Origin of the sequence: uncultured Aquimarina sp. (assembly GCF_947492115.1) — a bacterium.
Classification (GTDB): Bacteria; Bacteroidota; Bacteroidia; order Flavobacteriales; family Flavobacteriaceae; genus Aquimarina.
In genome coordinates this window covers 977,842-992,756 of sequence record NZ_CANLMM010000001.1, presented here as the reverse complement: position 1 = coordinate 992,756, position 14,915 = coordinate 977,842, and the positions used below count along the sequence as shown (strand labels likewise).

Annotated in this window: 13 protein-coding genes; 5 read left to right on the top strand and 8 right to left on the bottom strand. The window is 32.5% G+C overall.

Features of this window, described 5'->3' with window-relative positions:
- Positions 1-112 precede the first annotated feature (112 nt).
- The 4 genes from Q1A73_RS04455 (at position 113) to Q1A73_RS04440 (ending at position 3,338) form a co-directional block, all read left to right on the top strand.
- Positions 113-466, top strand: a complete 354-nt coding sequence (locus Q1A73_RS04455) for a hypothetical protein (protein ID WP_299602131.1) — start codon at positions 113-115, stop codon at positions 464-466.
- A 28-nt stretch (positions 467-494) separates the two neighbouring features.
- Positions 495-1,364: a type IV pili methyl-accepting chemotaxis transducer N-terminal domain-containing protein gene (locus Q1A73_RS04450; RefSeq protein WP_299602128.1), complete on the top strand. Its 870-nt coding sequence runs from the start codon at positions 495-497 to the stop codon at positions 1,362-1,364.
- 109 nt (positions 1,365-1,473) lie between these two features.
- Positions 1,474-2,787 (top strand): alginate export family protein, encoded by a 1,314-nt coding sequence (locus Q1A73_RS04445; RefSeq protein ID WP_299602125.1) that lies wholly within the window; start codon positions 1,474-1,476, stop codon positions 2,785-2,787.
- 203 nt (positions 2,788-2,990) lie between these two features.
- Complete coding sequence (locus Q1A73_RS04440) at positions 2,991-3,338, top strand: DUF3887 domain-containing protein (protein WP_299602122.1); 348 nt, start codon at positions 2,991-2,993, stop codon at positions 3,336-3,338.
- Between the two features lie 16 nt (positions 3,339-3,354).
- Here Q1A73_RS04440 and Q1A73_RS04435 read toward each other — a convergent pair whose 3' ends face one another.
- The 4 genes from Q1A73_RS04435 to Q1A73_RS04420 form a co-directional block, all read right to left on the bottom strand.
- A complete protein-coding gene (locus tag Q1A73_RS04435) occupies positions 3,355-3,684 on the bottom strand; it encodes a hypothetical protein (protein ID WP_299602119.1) in 330 nt (109 codons plus the stop codon).
- A gap of 16 nt (positions 3,685-3,700) precedes the next feature.
- Positions 3,701-4,951, bottom strand: a complete 1,251-nt coding sequence (locus tag Q1A73_RS04430) for a dihydroorotase (RefSeq protein ID WP_299602116.1) — start codon at positions 4,949-4,951, stop codon at positions 3,701-3,703.
- A complete protein-coding gene (locus Q1A73_RS04425; protein WP_299602113.1) occupies positions 4,948-6,873 on the bottom strand; it encodes a BatA and WFA domain-containing protein in 1,926 nt (641 codons plus the stop codon). Before Q1A73_RS04425 ends, Q1A73_RS04430 begins: the two co-directional genes overlap by 4 nt.
- A gap of 180 nt (positions 6,874-7,053) precedes the next feature.
- On the bottom strand, positions 7,054-7,575 hold the full coding sequence (locus tag Q1A73_RS04420) for a porin family protein (protein ID WP_299602110.1): 522 nt from the start codon (positions 7,573-7,575) through the stop codon (positions 7,054-7,056).
- A gap of 173 nt (positions 7,576-7,748) precedes the next feature.
- On the opposite strand from Q1A73_RS04420, the gene Q1A73_RS04415 reads away from it, so the two are divergent.
- The gene (locus Q1A73_RS04415; RefSeq protein ID WP_299602107.1) at positions 7,749-9,305 is read left to right on the top strand and encodes an FAD-dependent protein; all 1,557 of its coding nucleotides are present in this window, start codon (positions 7,749-7,751) and stop codon (positions 9,303-9,305) included.
- Here Q1A73_RS04415 and Q1A73_RS04410 read toward each other — a convergent pair.
- The 4 genes from Q1A73_RS04410 to Q1A73_RS04395 form a co-directional block, all read right to left on the bottom strand.
- On the bottom strand, positions 9,302-10,519 hold the full coding sequence (locus Q1A73_RS04410; RefSeq protein ID WP_366141418.1) for a GAF domain-containing sensor histidine kinase: 1,218 nt from the start codon (positions 10,517-10,519) through the stop codon (positions 9,302-9,304). The genes Q1A73_RS04415 and Q1A73_RS04410 overlap by 4 nt on opposite strands.
- Positions 10,520-10,860: 341 nt before the next feature.
- On the bottom strand, positions 10,861-11,634 hold the full coding sequence (locus Q1A73_RS04405; RefSeq protein ID WP_299602104.1) for a TIGR02757 family protein: 774 nt from the start codon (positions 11,632-11,634) through the stop codon (positions 10,861-10,863).
- Between the two features lie 41 nt (positions 11,635-11,675).
- Positions 11,676-12,344 carry an ABC transporter ATP-binding protein gene (locus Q1A73_RS04400; RefSeq protein ID WP_299602101.1) on the bottom strand — a complete coding sequence of 223 codons (669 nt, stop codon included), beginning with the start codon at positions 12,342-12,344 and terminating at the stop codon, positions 11,676-11,678.
- 55 nt (positions 12,345-12,399) lie between these two features.
- Positions 12,400-14,832 carry a DUF5916 domain-containing protein gene (locus tag Q1A73_RS04395; protein ID WP_299602099.1) on the bottom strand — a complete coding sequence of 811 codons (2,433 nt, stop codon included), beginning with the start codon at positions 14,830-14,832 and terminating at the stop codon, positions 12,400-12,402.
- Positions 14,833-14,915 lie beyond the last annotated feature (83 nt).

The following is a 14,915-nucleotide window of genomic DNA, read 5'->3' as shown; positions in this document are numbered from 1 at the left end:
GATGTGTTTTAAAGGATTTCTGGATAATTTTAAGTCAATAAGTTAACTATTTCGAAATAACCAAAGTGTAACTAATAACGTTAAATCTTATAATATTTTAACCCTAAATCTTATGAAAAAAATTACTCTTTTATTATTAATATGTATTTGTTCTAGTTTTATTCAAACTGAGGATAGTTATAAAATGACTGTCACTAAGATTGCAGATGCGTATAATGCCAATGATGCAGATCAGATATTTGGATTGTTTTCTCCCGAACTTCAATCTTCATTCACATTAGATAAAGTAAAAACTTTTATCACAGATAATCACAATAAAAAAGGTAAGATGGGATCCTCTTCATTTTTAATGGATGATGAAGGTACTAAACATTATTTAATGGAATTCGATAATTCTTCTACCATATTGATATTAGGATTATCGACCGATAATAAAATCACTCAACTAGCACTAGAGGAATACTAAAATTAATCTCAATTTTAAAAATTAAACAATGAAAAATAGTTTTACATTTAAATTTATGATATTATTCCTATCTATTGGAATTGGAATATCTAGCACGAATACGATATGTGCACAACAAAATATGAAATATGGAATGTTAACTTTTAATAAAGCGGTTAATATTTCTGGAAAGCAAAGAATGTTAAGCCAAAAAATGTCAAAATCATACCTTTATTTGGTTGAGAACCCTAGCGATGCCAAAGCTAAGAGAGACCTTTTAACTAGTAAAATCATTTTTGAAAAACAAAATGGTATCATTAGACAGAATTCTGGATATAAATTAACGAAAGATAGACTTACTAAAGTAGATAAAATTTGGATTGAATTTAAAAAGCTTATCGAAAGTACACCAAATTATGATAATGCTAAGAAAATCATTGATCTAAATACAGATCTGTTAAAAGCTACAAATGATGTGGTATCAGCAGTTATTGTAGAATCAAAAGGTGCTAATAAAAGTGATGATAATCTGTTAGAGGATGAAGGTCTAGGAGAATCTGATTTAGAGCTTAAAAAGATGATCAATATGGCAGGTAGACAACGTATGTTATCTCAGCGATTGGCATTATATTATTTTGCAAATCAAACCACTCTAAAGACTAAAAATTCGGAGTCGATGCTTAGTAACGTTTTTAACGAAATAGATGGAGCTATTACGATGTTGTTGATTTCTAATTTTAATAATGAAAAGATTGATGAGAAATTAGGGGTCGCTATGACCAAGTGGGAGAATGTAAAAAACAATAAAGAGAAATTGATGAATCAAGGTTTTAAGCCTTCTGAGATGTATCAAATTAGTAACGATTTAACAAAGGCTTTCAATGCAGTAACTGGATTATATGAAAAAGTAAAAATATAATTACTAGATTAAGTCAGGTTTAAAACGGGGAAAATTGCGTATTTTAATCAAGTGTTAAATACGCATTTTTTTTACCAATATTTCAAATTAACTCAAAAAACCACTTAAAATGAAAAAAACTTTACAACTAGTGATTTGTACTTTTTTATTATGTATGAGTACTGTTACGTCACAAGAATTAAGTATAGATGCAGACATAAGGCCACGAGCAGAATATTTGCGAGGTTTTGGTAATCTTGTTCCTTCTGGAGTGGATGCTGCTATTTTTGTTCAACAACGTTCTCGATTAAAATTTGGATATACTGCAGATAAATTTGCTGCTTATGTGAGTGTTCAGGATGTTAGTGTATGGGGAGATACGCCGCAGATTGCTGCTGCCGATAATAATAATAGTTTTTCACTGGCGCAAGCCTGGATAGATTTTAAATTTGGAAAAGGATGGTCTACAAAACTAGGAAGACAGGCACTATCATACGATGATCAAAGAATCTTAGGAGGTTTAGATTGGGCAATGCAAGGAAGATTTCATGATGCAGCTTTAGTGCGCTATAAAAATGATAGCGGTTTTAAATTAGATCTTGGATTCTCTTTTAACCAGAATGGTCTTAGTAGAATAAACACCTTATTTGATCCTAATAATGATGGAAATGCCAGAGCAGTGTTTGATTATAAAGGCATGGCATATGCTTGGTTGCATAAAGACTGGGCTAAATTTTCTGGAAGTTTCTTGTTTGTAAATAATTCTTACCAGAACCTTGATCCTGCGGATGAGCAAACACCAATCGATGGAACAGTAAATAGACAGACTTTTGGGACACATTTGGTAGCTAAACCAGCAAAAGGATTAAAAATTGCTGTAAACTTATATGGACAAACAGGAAAATTTACAGAAACTGTGGATTTATCTGCCTACAATGCAGCGCTTGAAGTAACTTATAAACCAGGTAAAACCCTATTTGGTCTTGGAGGAGAAATCTTAAGTGGTGATGATAATGGAGGAACTGATGGAGAAATTAAATCGTTCTTCCCAATTTTTGGAACCAACCATAAGTTTAATGGATATATGGATTATTTCTTTGTTGGAAATCATGCTAATAGTGTAGGATTACAAGATTTATATGCTAAAGCGGTTATCAAGACAGGAAAAACAAATAGTTTTTTAGCTAAACTTCATTATTTTTCTGCTGCTGAGGACATTGCAGGAACTGATGATAAGTATTTAGGTACAGAATTGGATTTGGTATTTACTCAAAAAATATTATCATTTGCTACCTTAAAGATCGGATATTCTCAGATGTTTGCAGGAGACAGTATGGAAGTGCTTAAAGGTGTTACAGATTCAAGCGGTTTACAAAACTGGGGATGGGCAATGTTAGTTGTAAAACCAAACTTCTTAAAATGGAGTCCTAAACCGGCAGAATAGTTGCTTACCAATAGAATTTAAAAAAACTGAGAAATTGATTTCTCAGTTTTTTTTATGAATTTTATAAAGATTGTCAGCTTTTTGTTTATAAAATTAGATTATTCTTATTTGTAATATACGTATTAATACTTACTTTTGGTTTTGAAGAGTGGAATATTCCCTTTTTCGATTCCCTTTTAAAACCTAATTAAGTAGATCGTACCATGAAAAAACTTATTTTTATTTGTTTGTTGTTTTGTTTTCAAATTACAGTAGCACAAACAGATGCAGATTATGAAAACACCTTAAAAAATATTATAACCTCTTATAATGCTAGTGATGCTCAAAAAATTTTCGATCAATTTTCTGCAGATTTACAAGCAAGCTATCCATTAGATAAGTTAAAAGCATTTTTAACAAAAACACTAGAAGATCAGGGTAAATTTTCTGAGTTTGATTTTATGGATAAAGATGGAGGTCATCGTTATCTGATACAATCAGAAAGTGATTCGATTATTTTAGTAATAGAATTATCTCCAGATTTAAAACTCACCAAGTTTACAACCGAATAATTTATAACTTTTGTAATTATTTAATAGAAGAGAACCATTGTTGGAATTGTTTGCCAACCAAAGGAACAGTTTTTTGTTCTTCTTTTACTGCGGTAATAATACCATAAAACCATATTACGAATATAAAAACATAAAATGATGAGGAGATGAGCCATGAATCAAAAATACTTACTAAAGCTCCAAGTAAATAAAATCCAATATTGATACCTAATGCTTGTCTGATATGAAAATAAGCAAAAGTATTTTTATCTTCTTGATTTATAAAAAAGGCAATGATCGTTCCTATTAAAGTTAGGTAGGCTACAACGGCAGCTGTTTTACCTTGTTTTGCGTAATCTGATTCCATAATTTGCTTAGTATTATTATATGATTCCTTTTCCGTTAGAAATTACTCCATAAACCTTCCCTGTAATTTCTTTGCCTAGAAAAGCACTGTTTTTGGAAGTAGAAAGTACATGGTCTAATGAGAAAGTATTAGTTCCTTTAGGATTAAACAGTGATAAGTTTGCTCTATTTCCTTTATCGATAGAAATGTTTTCTACTTTAAATACATCTCTACCATTCGTCAATACATTTATAGTTTGTTCTAAGCTTAATACGGTATTTAAAATTCCAAAAGTACTTTCTAAGCCAATGGTACCGTACTTAGCATTATCAAATTCTACTTTTTTATGCTCAATATCTATAGGTTGATGATCACTAGTAACCATATCAATCGTTCCATCCTTGATACCTTCAAGCAATGCTTCTATATCTTTTTGTGTTCTTAAAGGAGGCAGTACTTTATAGTTGGTGTCAAAACTACTTAACTCCTGATCGGTAAGATATAAATGATGTACCGAAACACTACAAGTAACTTGTAATCCTTTTGCTTTTGCCTCTCTTATGAGCTGTACTGATTTTGCTGTAGAAATGGTAGGAATGTGCAATTTACCGCCAGTATATTCCAGTAAAAACAAATCTCTCGAAATTTGTAATTCTTCTGCAAGCGCTGGAATCCCCTTTAATCCCAAAAGTGTACTTTGTTCCTCCTCGTGTACCATTCCTTTTCCTGCTATGCTATTATCCTGAGGATAGGAAAGTACTAAACCATCAAAGTTCTGAGCATATAATAAGGCGATCTTAAGTAAATTCGGATTTTGAATAGCTTTTTTATAATCACCAAAAGCAATAGCTCCTGCTTGCTGCATATCATATAACTCTGCGAGATCTACACCTTCGGACTTTACTGTTAATGCTCCAATAGGGTACAAGTTTACAGCATTTTGCAATGATTTTCCTTTTAAAAATCCAACAGAAGCACTAGTATCTGTAATAGGTAATGTGTTAGGGTTTAATGCAATTCCTGTAAACCCACTTTTTGCCGCAACAAAAAGTCCATTTTCTATAGTTTCACGCTCCTCATAACCAGGCTCACCATAACTCACACTACTATCAAACCACCCTTTAGAAACATGAAGATTATGTAGTTTAATTTCCTCTACATTTTCTGAAACTTCTAATAAAGCATCTATATCTTTTATGATTCCATTTTCAATGAGAATATCTACTGTCTGATGATGAAAAGGAGAGGAGTGATCAATAACAGTAGCAGCCTTTAATAAGAGATTCATTTGAGATATTTTAGTAATAAGATTTCAATTAATAAGAAAATCAAGGCAAAAATAATAAACCATTTCCAAAGTTCATGAATATTGGTTTCTTCTTTTATTTCTTCAAATAGATTAGAAACCGAGTCACTAACTTGATACGAAGAATTTGTGGAGAGGTTATAATATTGTAGATGACTCTCTTGATTATTATAATTATAACTTACATGTTGAATAATATTTTCCTTGTCTTTAAGCGCATAAATACCTGCTTTGGAAGGAACATCTTCAGTAGTAATTTTTACTTTAGAACTAAAACTTTGCTGTAAAGGAATACTACTTTCCTTATCTGATTGTAAAGATAAAATACCATCCTGACCTAGAGAAATAGGAACATCATAGGTGTTTGTTTGACCAATGATATAGGAAATATCCGGTAACTTTAAACTTTGCTTACCAATGTTATACAAAGTAGGTACTATTAGTGGTGAATTCTGGAAATTGGAATTCTCGTCATTTAATGAGGCCGTAAATACATATAGTGCATTCGTTTTATACAGGAAAGGCGCTTTGTCTTCAAACGAAATGATAGTATTATTTGGAGTAGCTTGATAATAGGCGTTAACTTTTGGATACTGAAAATTAGTTACGGGTTTATCAAATACTCCTTTATACAGTGGATGAGAGAAATTAATTCCAGTTATTTTCTTTTCTTGTGTTTTCAGAGAAAGAAAACTCTCCGCAGAAAAACTATTAATCAATTGTTGATAAGAAGCTAAGTTACCATCTGTTGCTGGAATAAAACAAATACTTCCTCCTTGGTCTGTAAACTGTTTAAGTGTATTTATTAAAGAAATAGGTATTTGTTTTAGTTCATTAATGACAACAAGATTGGCATTACTAATATCATTATAATTAAGTTCATTGAAAGGAGTACTGATCAACGAAAATTCATCTTTTGTATAAATGTTTTTTAAAAAAGCATCCTTGGCTTCATTGATCGCAACTACTTTTATCTTTTCTGGGGTATTAATCGTAAAGTATCTATAGTTATCAAAGGTTAGTGCAGGATCCTCGATCATCACACGTCCGTTGATTTTAGTATTTTCATCTATCTTAAATTCCGTACGAGCAGTACCATTGGCATTTATTGGAATCGTTGTTTTTGCAAGAAGCTTGGTGTCATTATATAAAGCGACTGCAACATTATCGGGTTTTTTGTCAGCATTACTTAGAAGAGCATTAAGAACAAGCTCATTATTTTGATTACGATTAACGTATAAGCTATCAATAGCTATGTTTTGCTGTGTTACGGGTTTGAGTTGAACAAGATTTGTTTTAATAGATGAATCGGAAGGTATATCAAAATTCTCATCTTTTTGCTGAAAATCAGACACCATAATCATTCGTTTCAATGTTTCTGGAGCATTTCCAAGCAGTTCCTTTCCTTTTAGATAAGCAGCAGTATAAGAGATTTGGTTAGAAGTATACTCTAATTGCAAAAGATCATTGAGGATGTCTTTTTTGTTTACTTGTCTAAATGTTTCTGTATTGGTAAAGACGGATACGGTTTCATCTTCTGCTAAAGAACTTAATAATTCTTGTACGGCGCGTTGTAACAAAGCGCCTTTTGCACCTTTTGCCTGCATGCTAAAGGAGTTGTCTAAATAAATCGCAACTTCACTCTTTTTATTTACAATTTCTTCAGAAGCTAGAAATGGTTGTGCAAAAGCAAGAATAATAGCAGCAAAGATAAGTAACCGTGTAATTAGCGTAAGCCATTTTTTGATTTGGGAACTCTTACGAGTTTGTATCGTAACTGCTTTTAAAAACTGAACATTGGTAAAAGGTACTTTCTGAAAACGTCTTAACTGAAATAAATGAACTATGATAGGGATAACAAGCGCAAATAAAGCATAAAGGAATTCTGGGTGTTTAAATTGCATTCGCGAGTAACGTTTGTCAAATATACTATAAGATTTGATATTGACGGTTTAGGGTTAACTAATTTTTAGGTAAGATAATTCCTTAATCTGATTTTATACTTTAAAATTTTAAAAATGTTGTTGTAAAATAAAAAAGCGGAAGAATCATTCCGCTTTTTCCAATCTTTAAATTACGAAATGTTATAAGAAATAATACCCGACAGAAAGTTGAAACGTACCATTCTTAACATCATTGTTTTCTACTACATCAGTAAAACCATAATTATATCTTGCTTGTGCAAAGAATTTTCCAAATTCTACCCCAGCACCTGCAGCCACACTTAGATCAAAACTTTTGGTTTCGAACGCTTCAGGATATTCATCGTTTACTAATATTCCGAATTGTGGTCCCGCTTCAAAACTTAAGAACTTCAAAAACTTATATTTTACTAAAATAGGAACGTTTACATAGTCTATATCTAAATCATCGGAACCTTGGGCAGAATAGATAATTTCTGGTTGTAATGCAAATTTACCAGGTAATCCTATTTGAGCAGCAACTCCAATATGATATCCAGTTCTGGCATCAAAATTCGAATTAGCGTCATCTCCATTGATTGTAGATAAGTTAATTCCTCCCTTAACTCCCAACTTTAAACGTTGTGCGTTGGAAATCGAAGTAAAACCAATAAGCATTATTGCTAATAAAAATAGTTTTTTCATGAGTTAAATTGTTTGTTTGTTCAATTCAAATATAGAAACTTAAAGATTAAAAAAAGTTAAATAGTTTCTATAATTAGAAAGGCCTTGATCCTGAAATCAATCGAGAAATATTTTTACATAGATATATCTATCCTAAGGTTGTATCTTCGCAAAAAACTAAATATCATATCTCTTTGCAATACGAATTTAGCATACAAGTATTACCTGAAGTAGCTGGAAATCCTGATTTGTTAAAAAAACAGGTTTCAATACAAAACAACATACCTATTGAAGATATCAGACATGTGCAGATCCTAAAACGATCGATAGATGCACGTCAACGGGTGATTAAGGTAAATCTAAAGATAAGGGTTTATGTAAATGAAAAATTTACAGAAGAACCTATTTTATTACCAGATTATCCGGATGTATCTAATGCTGCAGAAGTAGTAATTATCGGAGCTGGTCCAGCAGGATTATTTGCTGCGTTAAAATGCATAGAACTAGGATATAAACCCATTGTTATAGAAAGGGGTAAAGATGTACGAAGTAGGAGAAGGGATCTGAAAGCAATTAATCGGGATCATATAGTACATGAAGATTCTAACTATTGTTTTGGAGAAGGAGGTGCAGGAACCTATAGCGATGGTAAATTGTACACAAGATCTAAAAAAAGAGGTGACGTCAATCGAATTTTACGGCTTTTAGTCGGTTTTGGAGCTACGGATCAGATTTTAGTAGAAGCGCATCCACATATTGGTACAAACAAATTACCAGGAATCATTGCGGCGATAAGAAATAAGATTATAGATCATGGTGGCAAGGTACTTTTCGAAACAAGAGTAACAGATTTAAAAATTGTACATAACGAAATACGAGGTGTTATTACACACAATGGAGATATTATAGATGCCAAAAAAGTCATTTTGGCTACTGGACATTCTGCTCGTGATATTTTTGAATTATTATATCGCAAAAAAGTTGAAATAGAAGCAAAGCCTTTTGCTTTAGGAGTGCGAGTGGAACACTCACAACAGTTGATTGATCAGATACAATATAAATGTCCTACTCGTGGTCCTTTTCTTCCGCCATCTCCATATAGTATTGTAAAACAAGTAGGAGGAAGAGGAATGTATTCATTTTGTATGTGTCCAGGAGGTGTTATTGCTCCTTGTGCGACCAGTCCTGGCGAAGTAGTTACGAATGGATGGTCACCATCTAAAAGGGATCAACCTACCTCTAATAGTGGTATTGTGGTTGAACTTCGATTGGAGGATTTTAAAGATTTTTCGGAGTATGGTCCTTTAGCAGGAATGTATTTTCAAAAAAGAATAGAACAACAAGCATGGCATTTAGCTGGAGAAACGCAGAAGGTACCTGCTCAACGATTAGTAGATCTTACAAATGGAAGCGTATCCACTGATTTACCTGAAACTTCTTATAAGCCAGGTTTAAGTTCTATAGATATGAGTGAAGTGTTTCCACAATTTATTTATGAAACGCTAAAAGAAGGTTTTAAGGCTTTCGATAAAAGTATGCGAGGTTATCTAACAAATGAAGCAGTTGCACATGCTCCCGAATCCAGAACATCATCGCCTGTTAGGATTCCTAGAGATCGAAAGACGCTAGAGCATACTCAAATAAAAGGTCTGTATCCTTGTGGAGAAGGAGCTGGATATGCTGGTGGAATTATTTCTGCAGCTATAGATGGAGAAAAGTGTGCGGAAGCCTGCGTTGCTAGTTTATCTTAACTTTCTATTTGCTTTTTGATAGAAAAATCAAAAATTGTTTGAATACCTAAAGTAGATTGTACCTTAATACGCCCTCCTAAGGATTCTACTAGTTTTTTAACAGTAGAAAGACCAATACCATTACCTTTATTTCCACTTCGATCTGTACCGTTGGCAGTAGTGAATAAATCAAAAATGGTATTTATTTTGTCATTAGGAATTCCCATACCATTATCAACTACTTTAAAATAATAGAACATTTTATCTTCACAATGTTTGATGTCTATTAGAATATGATCTTTATCATTATACTTTATACTATTGCCAATAAGATTGAAGAATATTTGTTTCAGAGCAGACTTATTACATTCTAAAGTAGGATTAGACTCTGGAAAATTAATGGTACAATCCGGTTTAATACTTAATAATTCTGCTATTTCTTTTAATAAATGATTTAGTTTGAATAATTCTGGTTTATGCTGTGCAAGGCTGTCACTTTCATAATGGTCGAGTACATCATTGATATAATCACTCATCGTAAACGAAGACTGTTTGATATATTCAAAATACTCTGAAGTTTCCTGATCTAGATCATTCGCTAATTTTAGTTTTAACAGATCCGATGTGGTAATTACATTAGCTAAAGGCATTTTGAGATCATGAGATATTACTCTTGCAAAATCTTTTAAAGATTCATTTCGCTTTCTGAGTTTATTCTCTATTTTTTCTAGGTCTTTGTTCTTTTTATTGAGTTCAAAGAGAATCACCACCTGATGAGCTAATGATTTTAGTGCTTCCAATTGTTTATTGGTAAGTTCTTTAGGTTTACTATCGATAACACATAAAGTACCTAAAGCGAAACCATTTTTATCTATTAATGGAACCCCTGCATAAAAGATTATAGTTCCGTTTAATGTATATGGATTATCCTTGAAACGAGAATCCTTTCTAGCATCAGTTATGATTAAAGGAGTTTCAGGTTGTAAGATAGAATGTGCACAAAAAGAATGATCTCTATGTATTTCTTTAGTACTAAAATTATGTGCAGACTTGAACCATTCTCGATCTGAATCAACAAGGGAAATGAGCGCTATTTCAGTATCACAAAGATAGGCTGCAAGTGTTGTGATTTCATCAAATTCATTTTCAGGTTCTGTATCCAGTATGTCTAATGAATGTAAAGCCTCAATTCTAAAATCTTCATTTATGGGGAGTCCGGGTATAATCATCTTCATCAAGAATTGCCTTGTGTGAAACAATTCTTAATAAAATTAACAAAAAAATATTAAAAATTAAGATTTACCAATGTGTATTCGACCAAACGTTAATAAAAAATTATAATCTAATTCTTTTTTATTTAAGTTCAAGAAAATCTTGTGTAGAGTTTTGTTATATTCTTGGTTTAATGTTTTAATAACCAATCTCTTTTTTAAGAGATTGGTTTAGGACGTAACAATCCATAAAAATAGAGCAAGGAGTTGTAAGTTAATTTCATGACTGCGTAAATATTATTAAAGCAAATGTATTATGGCACTTCCTTGAGAACTTTAGGAGAAAGTTTTATGATTATTCTAAACTAAAATTTTTCAAAAACACCCAATCCAAATAATGCATAGTCATATTTTACTGGATCTGATGGGTCTAATAATCGTAAGTTATTATCAAGAAGATGCAATGCTTTGGCATCGTTTTGCTTTCTGCGGATTAGATATAATTTTCTAGCTACATTACCAGAATGAACATCCAATGGACAAGAAAGTTGAGAAGGAGAAATATTTTTCCAGATACCTAAATCTACGCCAGGTTCTTTATCTCTAACCATCCACCTAAAGAACATATTGATTCTTTTAGCTGCAGAATTTTTATGTGGGTCGCTAACGTGTTTTTCAGTTCTTGGTAAATGTGGGAGACTAAAAAACTCCTTTTTGAAGTAGTGAATAGCATCTTGTAAAAATTCTTCCTGAGCGTATTGCTTAAAGAATCCTTCCATATCACCATATTTTGTATAGAGGTGTTTTAATGCTTTGATAAAATATAGAAGATCTTTGTCATTAAAAGTTCTATGTACAAAACCTTCTAAATTTTCTAAATCAGTATTTGAGTGATTCATTACGAAATCATAAGGAGAGTTTCCTAGCATTTCCATTAACCGATGTGCATTAGTGAGAATGCTTTTACGATTTCCCCAAGAAATAGTAGCCGTTAGAAAACCAGCTATTTCAATATCTTCTTTCTGAGTAAAAAGATGTGGTATCTGTACAGGATCTGTTTCTATAAACTTTGGCTGTTCATAGAAGGCAGCTTTTTCATCAAGAAATTCTTTAAGCTCTTTTTGGTTTAATTTCTTCACAAGATCTTAGATCAAATCGCTATTCTAAAAGCAAAGGAAGGTTATGATTTATCAACTATTTTACCATCTACCATAACCAATTTTCTGTCTGCCATATCAGCAAGTTCTTCATTATGAGTTACGATCACAAAGGTCTGTCCGTATTCATCTCTAAGTTTAAAGAATAGTTTATGAAGGTTTTCTGCTGATTCGCTATCCAGATTTCCAGAAGGCTCATCTGCGAAGATAACTTTTGGGTTGTTTATTAATGACCTGGCTACTGCAACTCGTTGCTGTTCTCCTCCTGATAGTTCACTGGGTTTGTGATCACATCGATGTGATAATCCTAAAAAACCTAAAAGCTCTTTAGCCCTTTTTTCGGCTTCATCTTTAGGGACTTTTTTTATAAATGCAGGAATACATACATTCTCTAAGGCTGTAAATTCTGGTAGTAATTGATGAAATTGAAAAATAAAACCAAGTTGTTCGTTTCGGAATTTTGATAATTGTTTTTCCGATAAAAAATTGATGATATTGTTGTTAATAGATAAATCACTTCCTTTTACTTCAGAGGCTCTATCTAAGGTTCCCAATATTTGTAATAAGGTAGTTTTTCCTGCTCCAGAAGCTCCAACTATAGAAACAACCTCTCCTTCTTTGATATGAAGATCTACACCTTTTAATACATGTAAATCACCATAATTCTTATGAATATTTTTGGCTTTTATCATCAGTTCAATTTGTACAGATGGTGAAATTAGTTAAATATCCTAAAAATCGCCAAAATTATCCCTTAAAAGAACCTTTTAAATTATTAACATCAAGAAAATAAACCACTCTTAAAGAAAGTGTATGTTGTATAGGTTGCGCAAATAGATTATCCAAACTTTCTGAATAATTTATTGTAGAAAGTTGATCTTGATTAAAAATTTGATTTCTGTAGAGTAGGGTAGCTTCACTTCCTGGAGCGAATCTCCAACTAAAACTTAGATCAAGATTCCAGATATTGAAATTGGTATTAGGATCATTGTCAGAAGTGTCATAATCAATTTGTGTTCTACTACCGTTATCATTTAAGACATAGAAGACATTCTCAGAATAATCAGCTGTACTCCAAAAATTTCTAAAACGTAGATTGATGGCTTTATAAGGATCAAAATTATAACTAGCACTTAATGAGTTTTCGATAGTAGTAATGTCTCTTTGTCCTAAAAACACATCGGTATCATTATTATCAATATATCCAAAATTTCTTTTGCGAATAGAATAGTCAGTAGTCCAAATCATTAATAATTTATCCGAAAAACGATATCGCGGAGAAAGATTCATACTGTAGGTTTGTTGATTATCTTCGAACCAATTTCGATGGAAAAGACGCACATCATACGCGAATTTTTTTCGATAATCAGAAGATACCCACATATTTACTCCAAGGTTTTCACTGAAAGTTACAAAACGTCCATCTACACGAGGCTCAAAGTAATCATCTGTATCTGAATCATAAATGGTAAACCCACCAAAAGCAAAACGTTCGCGAGTAACAAAAAACCAATCTACTCCGAGAGAGTTTGATGTTTGAACACTCGGATCATATAATCTTCGGTGCCTGGCAAAAAGATTAATCCTGTAGTTGTTAAACACTTTTGTTGGTTCAAAAATTTGATAAGAAGTACTTATTCTAAAGCTGTTAAAATTATTTCTAAAATTCACACCTAAATCATTGATATCAAATGTGGTGTTCGCGAGATCATGCCCAAAACCATATCTCCATTTTCCTTTGATACGATCAAAATCTAGTTCTGATCTAAATCCAGCAATATTATCTCCAGGAAGATTCACCTGACTCACAATAGATCTACCTGTTAACCGATAAGAGTTTGCTTTATTCGCCAAATTCCATACCAGTCCAGTTACATTGGCATCTCTAAAATCACTTCCGTTTCTGGTAACATTGGTATTAATGAGTGATAATGAAGAATTTTGATTAAACTGTTGGTCTAGCACAAAGATATTGTAGTTTGCTAAAGGTTCTACTACCTTAGATCGCTGTTCTCCGGTTATAGTATCCGTAATTCGCACTTCTGTTTTTTCGGTAATTGCATTAAAAAAACCAATACCTAGATTGTCTTTGGTTCTACCTGATATTTTCAATGCATTTAAAAGATTCACTTTTGTAGGAGCATCTTCGGCAACTTCATTCTCGTTTAGATCTTCATCAGAGACAAAACCAGTAGGCCCGTTACCAACCCTTCTAGAAAAGAAAATTCTTCCTTTATTAAATAATTCGGTTCCTTCTGTAAAAAATTGCCTATTCTCTCCAAATGTTTGCTCAAAAGGCCCCAAATTTAATCGAACTTCGTCAAATGCTGCTTGACCAAAATCAGGTATCAAAGTAGCGTCTAGAGTGAAACTATCACTTAAACCATACTTTACATCAACGCCCGCGCTAAAATCAGTTTCTGTTTCCCCATCTGTACTAGAAACCAAACCTTGAACAAAAGGAAAAAAAGTAAGCCTAACAGGTGGATTGATATTTTTAACTCCTTTTACAATTCCGTTGTATTGCGTACGCTGTCCTACTTCATTATCAATAAAATTCCAGGAGTGGGTTTCATTTCTGTTTTGGAAGCGTCTAAAAAAGTTAATACTCCAATCCTGCACCTCCACTTCTGGGAAACGTAAGGCATTATAAGGAATTTTAAACTCAGCATACCATCCCTTGTCATCATAGGAAATTTTAGCACTAAAAACTACATTGTAACTAAAATCTTCATTAAACTGATCAGCTCTAGCATCTCCAATCGTTCCAGCGCTCGTTATAAAGAATCGGGTTTCATTAATCCCGTCATTGTAGGTGTTTATCGAAATATTAAAAAAATCTGCTTGTGCAAAAACATTATCTCTCTGACTAAACTGTTTTAAGATTTTATCTGGTTGATCATCATATAGATAGGCAGCAAAATATACAGCTTTGTCGTCATAAGCCATTTTTACTTCGGTTCTTACATTATCTGGTATGGTTCCTTCATTTCCGGGTTGCCACATCTTGAAGTCTCCAGATGGCTCTATATTTTGCCAAACATCGTCATTTAAAATACCGTCAATTTTTGGTGGAGTAGATATTCTATGGGCAGTAATTTGTTTTTTTTCTTGACCAAATAAGTGAAAGGCATGCAGTAAAATTAGCACACTTAAGATAGGGCGTATGTTTCTTTCCATATTTTGTAAAAAAATCCTTACTTTTTTGACTTATTTGCAAAACTATGCTTTACAGATAAATGACATACTAATGAAAAGTTAAA

Bases quoted from the DNA above. Each gene is read 5' to 3' on its own strand.
- Q1A73_RS04455 (WP_299602131.1), top strand. From the start codon at position 113: ATGAAAAAAATTACTCTTTTATTATTAATATGTATTTGTTCTAGTTTT.
- Q1A73_RS04410 (WP_366141418.1), bottom strand. From the start codon at position 10,519: ATGAAGATGATTATACCCGGACTCCCCATAAATGAAGATTTTAGAATT.
- Q1A73_RS04445 (WP_299602125.1), top strand. From the start codon at position 1,474: ATGAAAAAAACTTTACAACTAGTGATTTGTACTTTTTTATTATGTATG.
- Q1A73_RS04400 (WP_299602101.1), bottom strand. From the start codon at position 12,344: ATGATAAAAGCCAAAAATATTCATAAGAATTATGGTGATTTACATGTA.
- Q1A73_RS04430 (WP_299602116.1), bottom strand. From the start codon at position 4,951: ATGAATCTCTTATTAAAGGCTGCTACTGTTATTGATCACTCCTCTCCT.
- Q1A73_RS04420 (WP_299602110.1), bottom strand. From the start codon at position 7,575: ATGAAAAAACTATTTTTATTAGCAATAATGCTTATTGGTTTTACTTCG.
- Q1A73_RS04395 (WP_299602099.1), bottom strand. From the start codon at position 14,832: ATGGAAAGAAACATACGCCCTATCTTAAGTGTGCTAATTTTACTGCAT.
- Q1A73_RS04450 (WP_299602128.1), top strand. From the start codon at position 495: ATGAAAAATAGTTTTACATTTAAATTTATGATATTATTCCTATCTATT.
- Q1A73_RS04435 (WP_299602119.1), bottom strand. From the start codon at position 3,684: ATGGAATCAGATTACGCAAAACAAGGTAAAACAGCTGCCGTTGTAGCC.
- Q1A73_RS04425 (WP_299602113.1), bottom strand. From the start codon at position 6,873: ATGCAATTTAAACACCCAGAATTCCTTTATGCTTTATTTGCGCTTGTT.
- Q1A73_RS04440 (WP_299602122.1), top strand. From the start codon at position 2,991: ATGAAAAAACTTATTTTTATTTGTTTGTTGTTTTGTTTTCAAATTACA.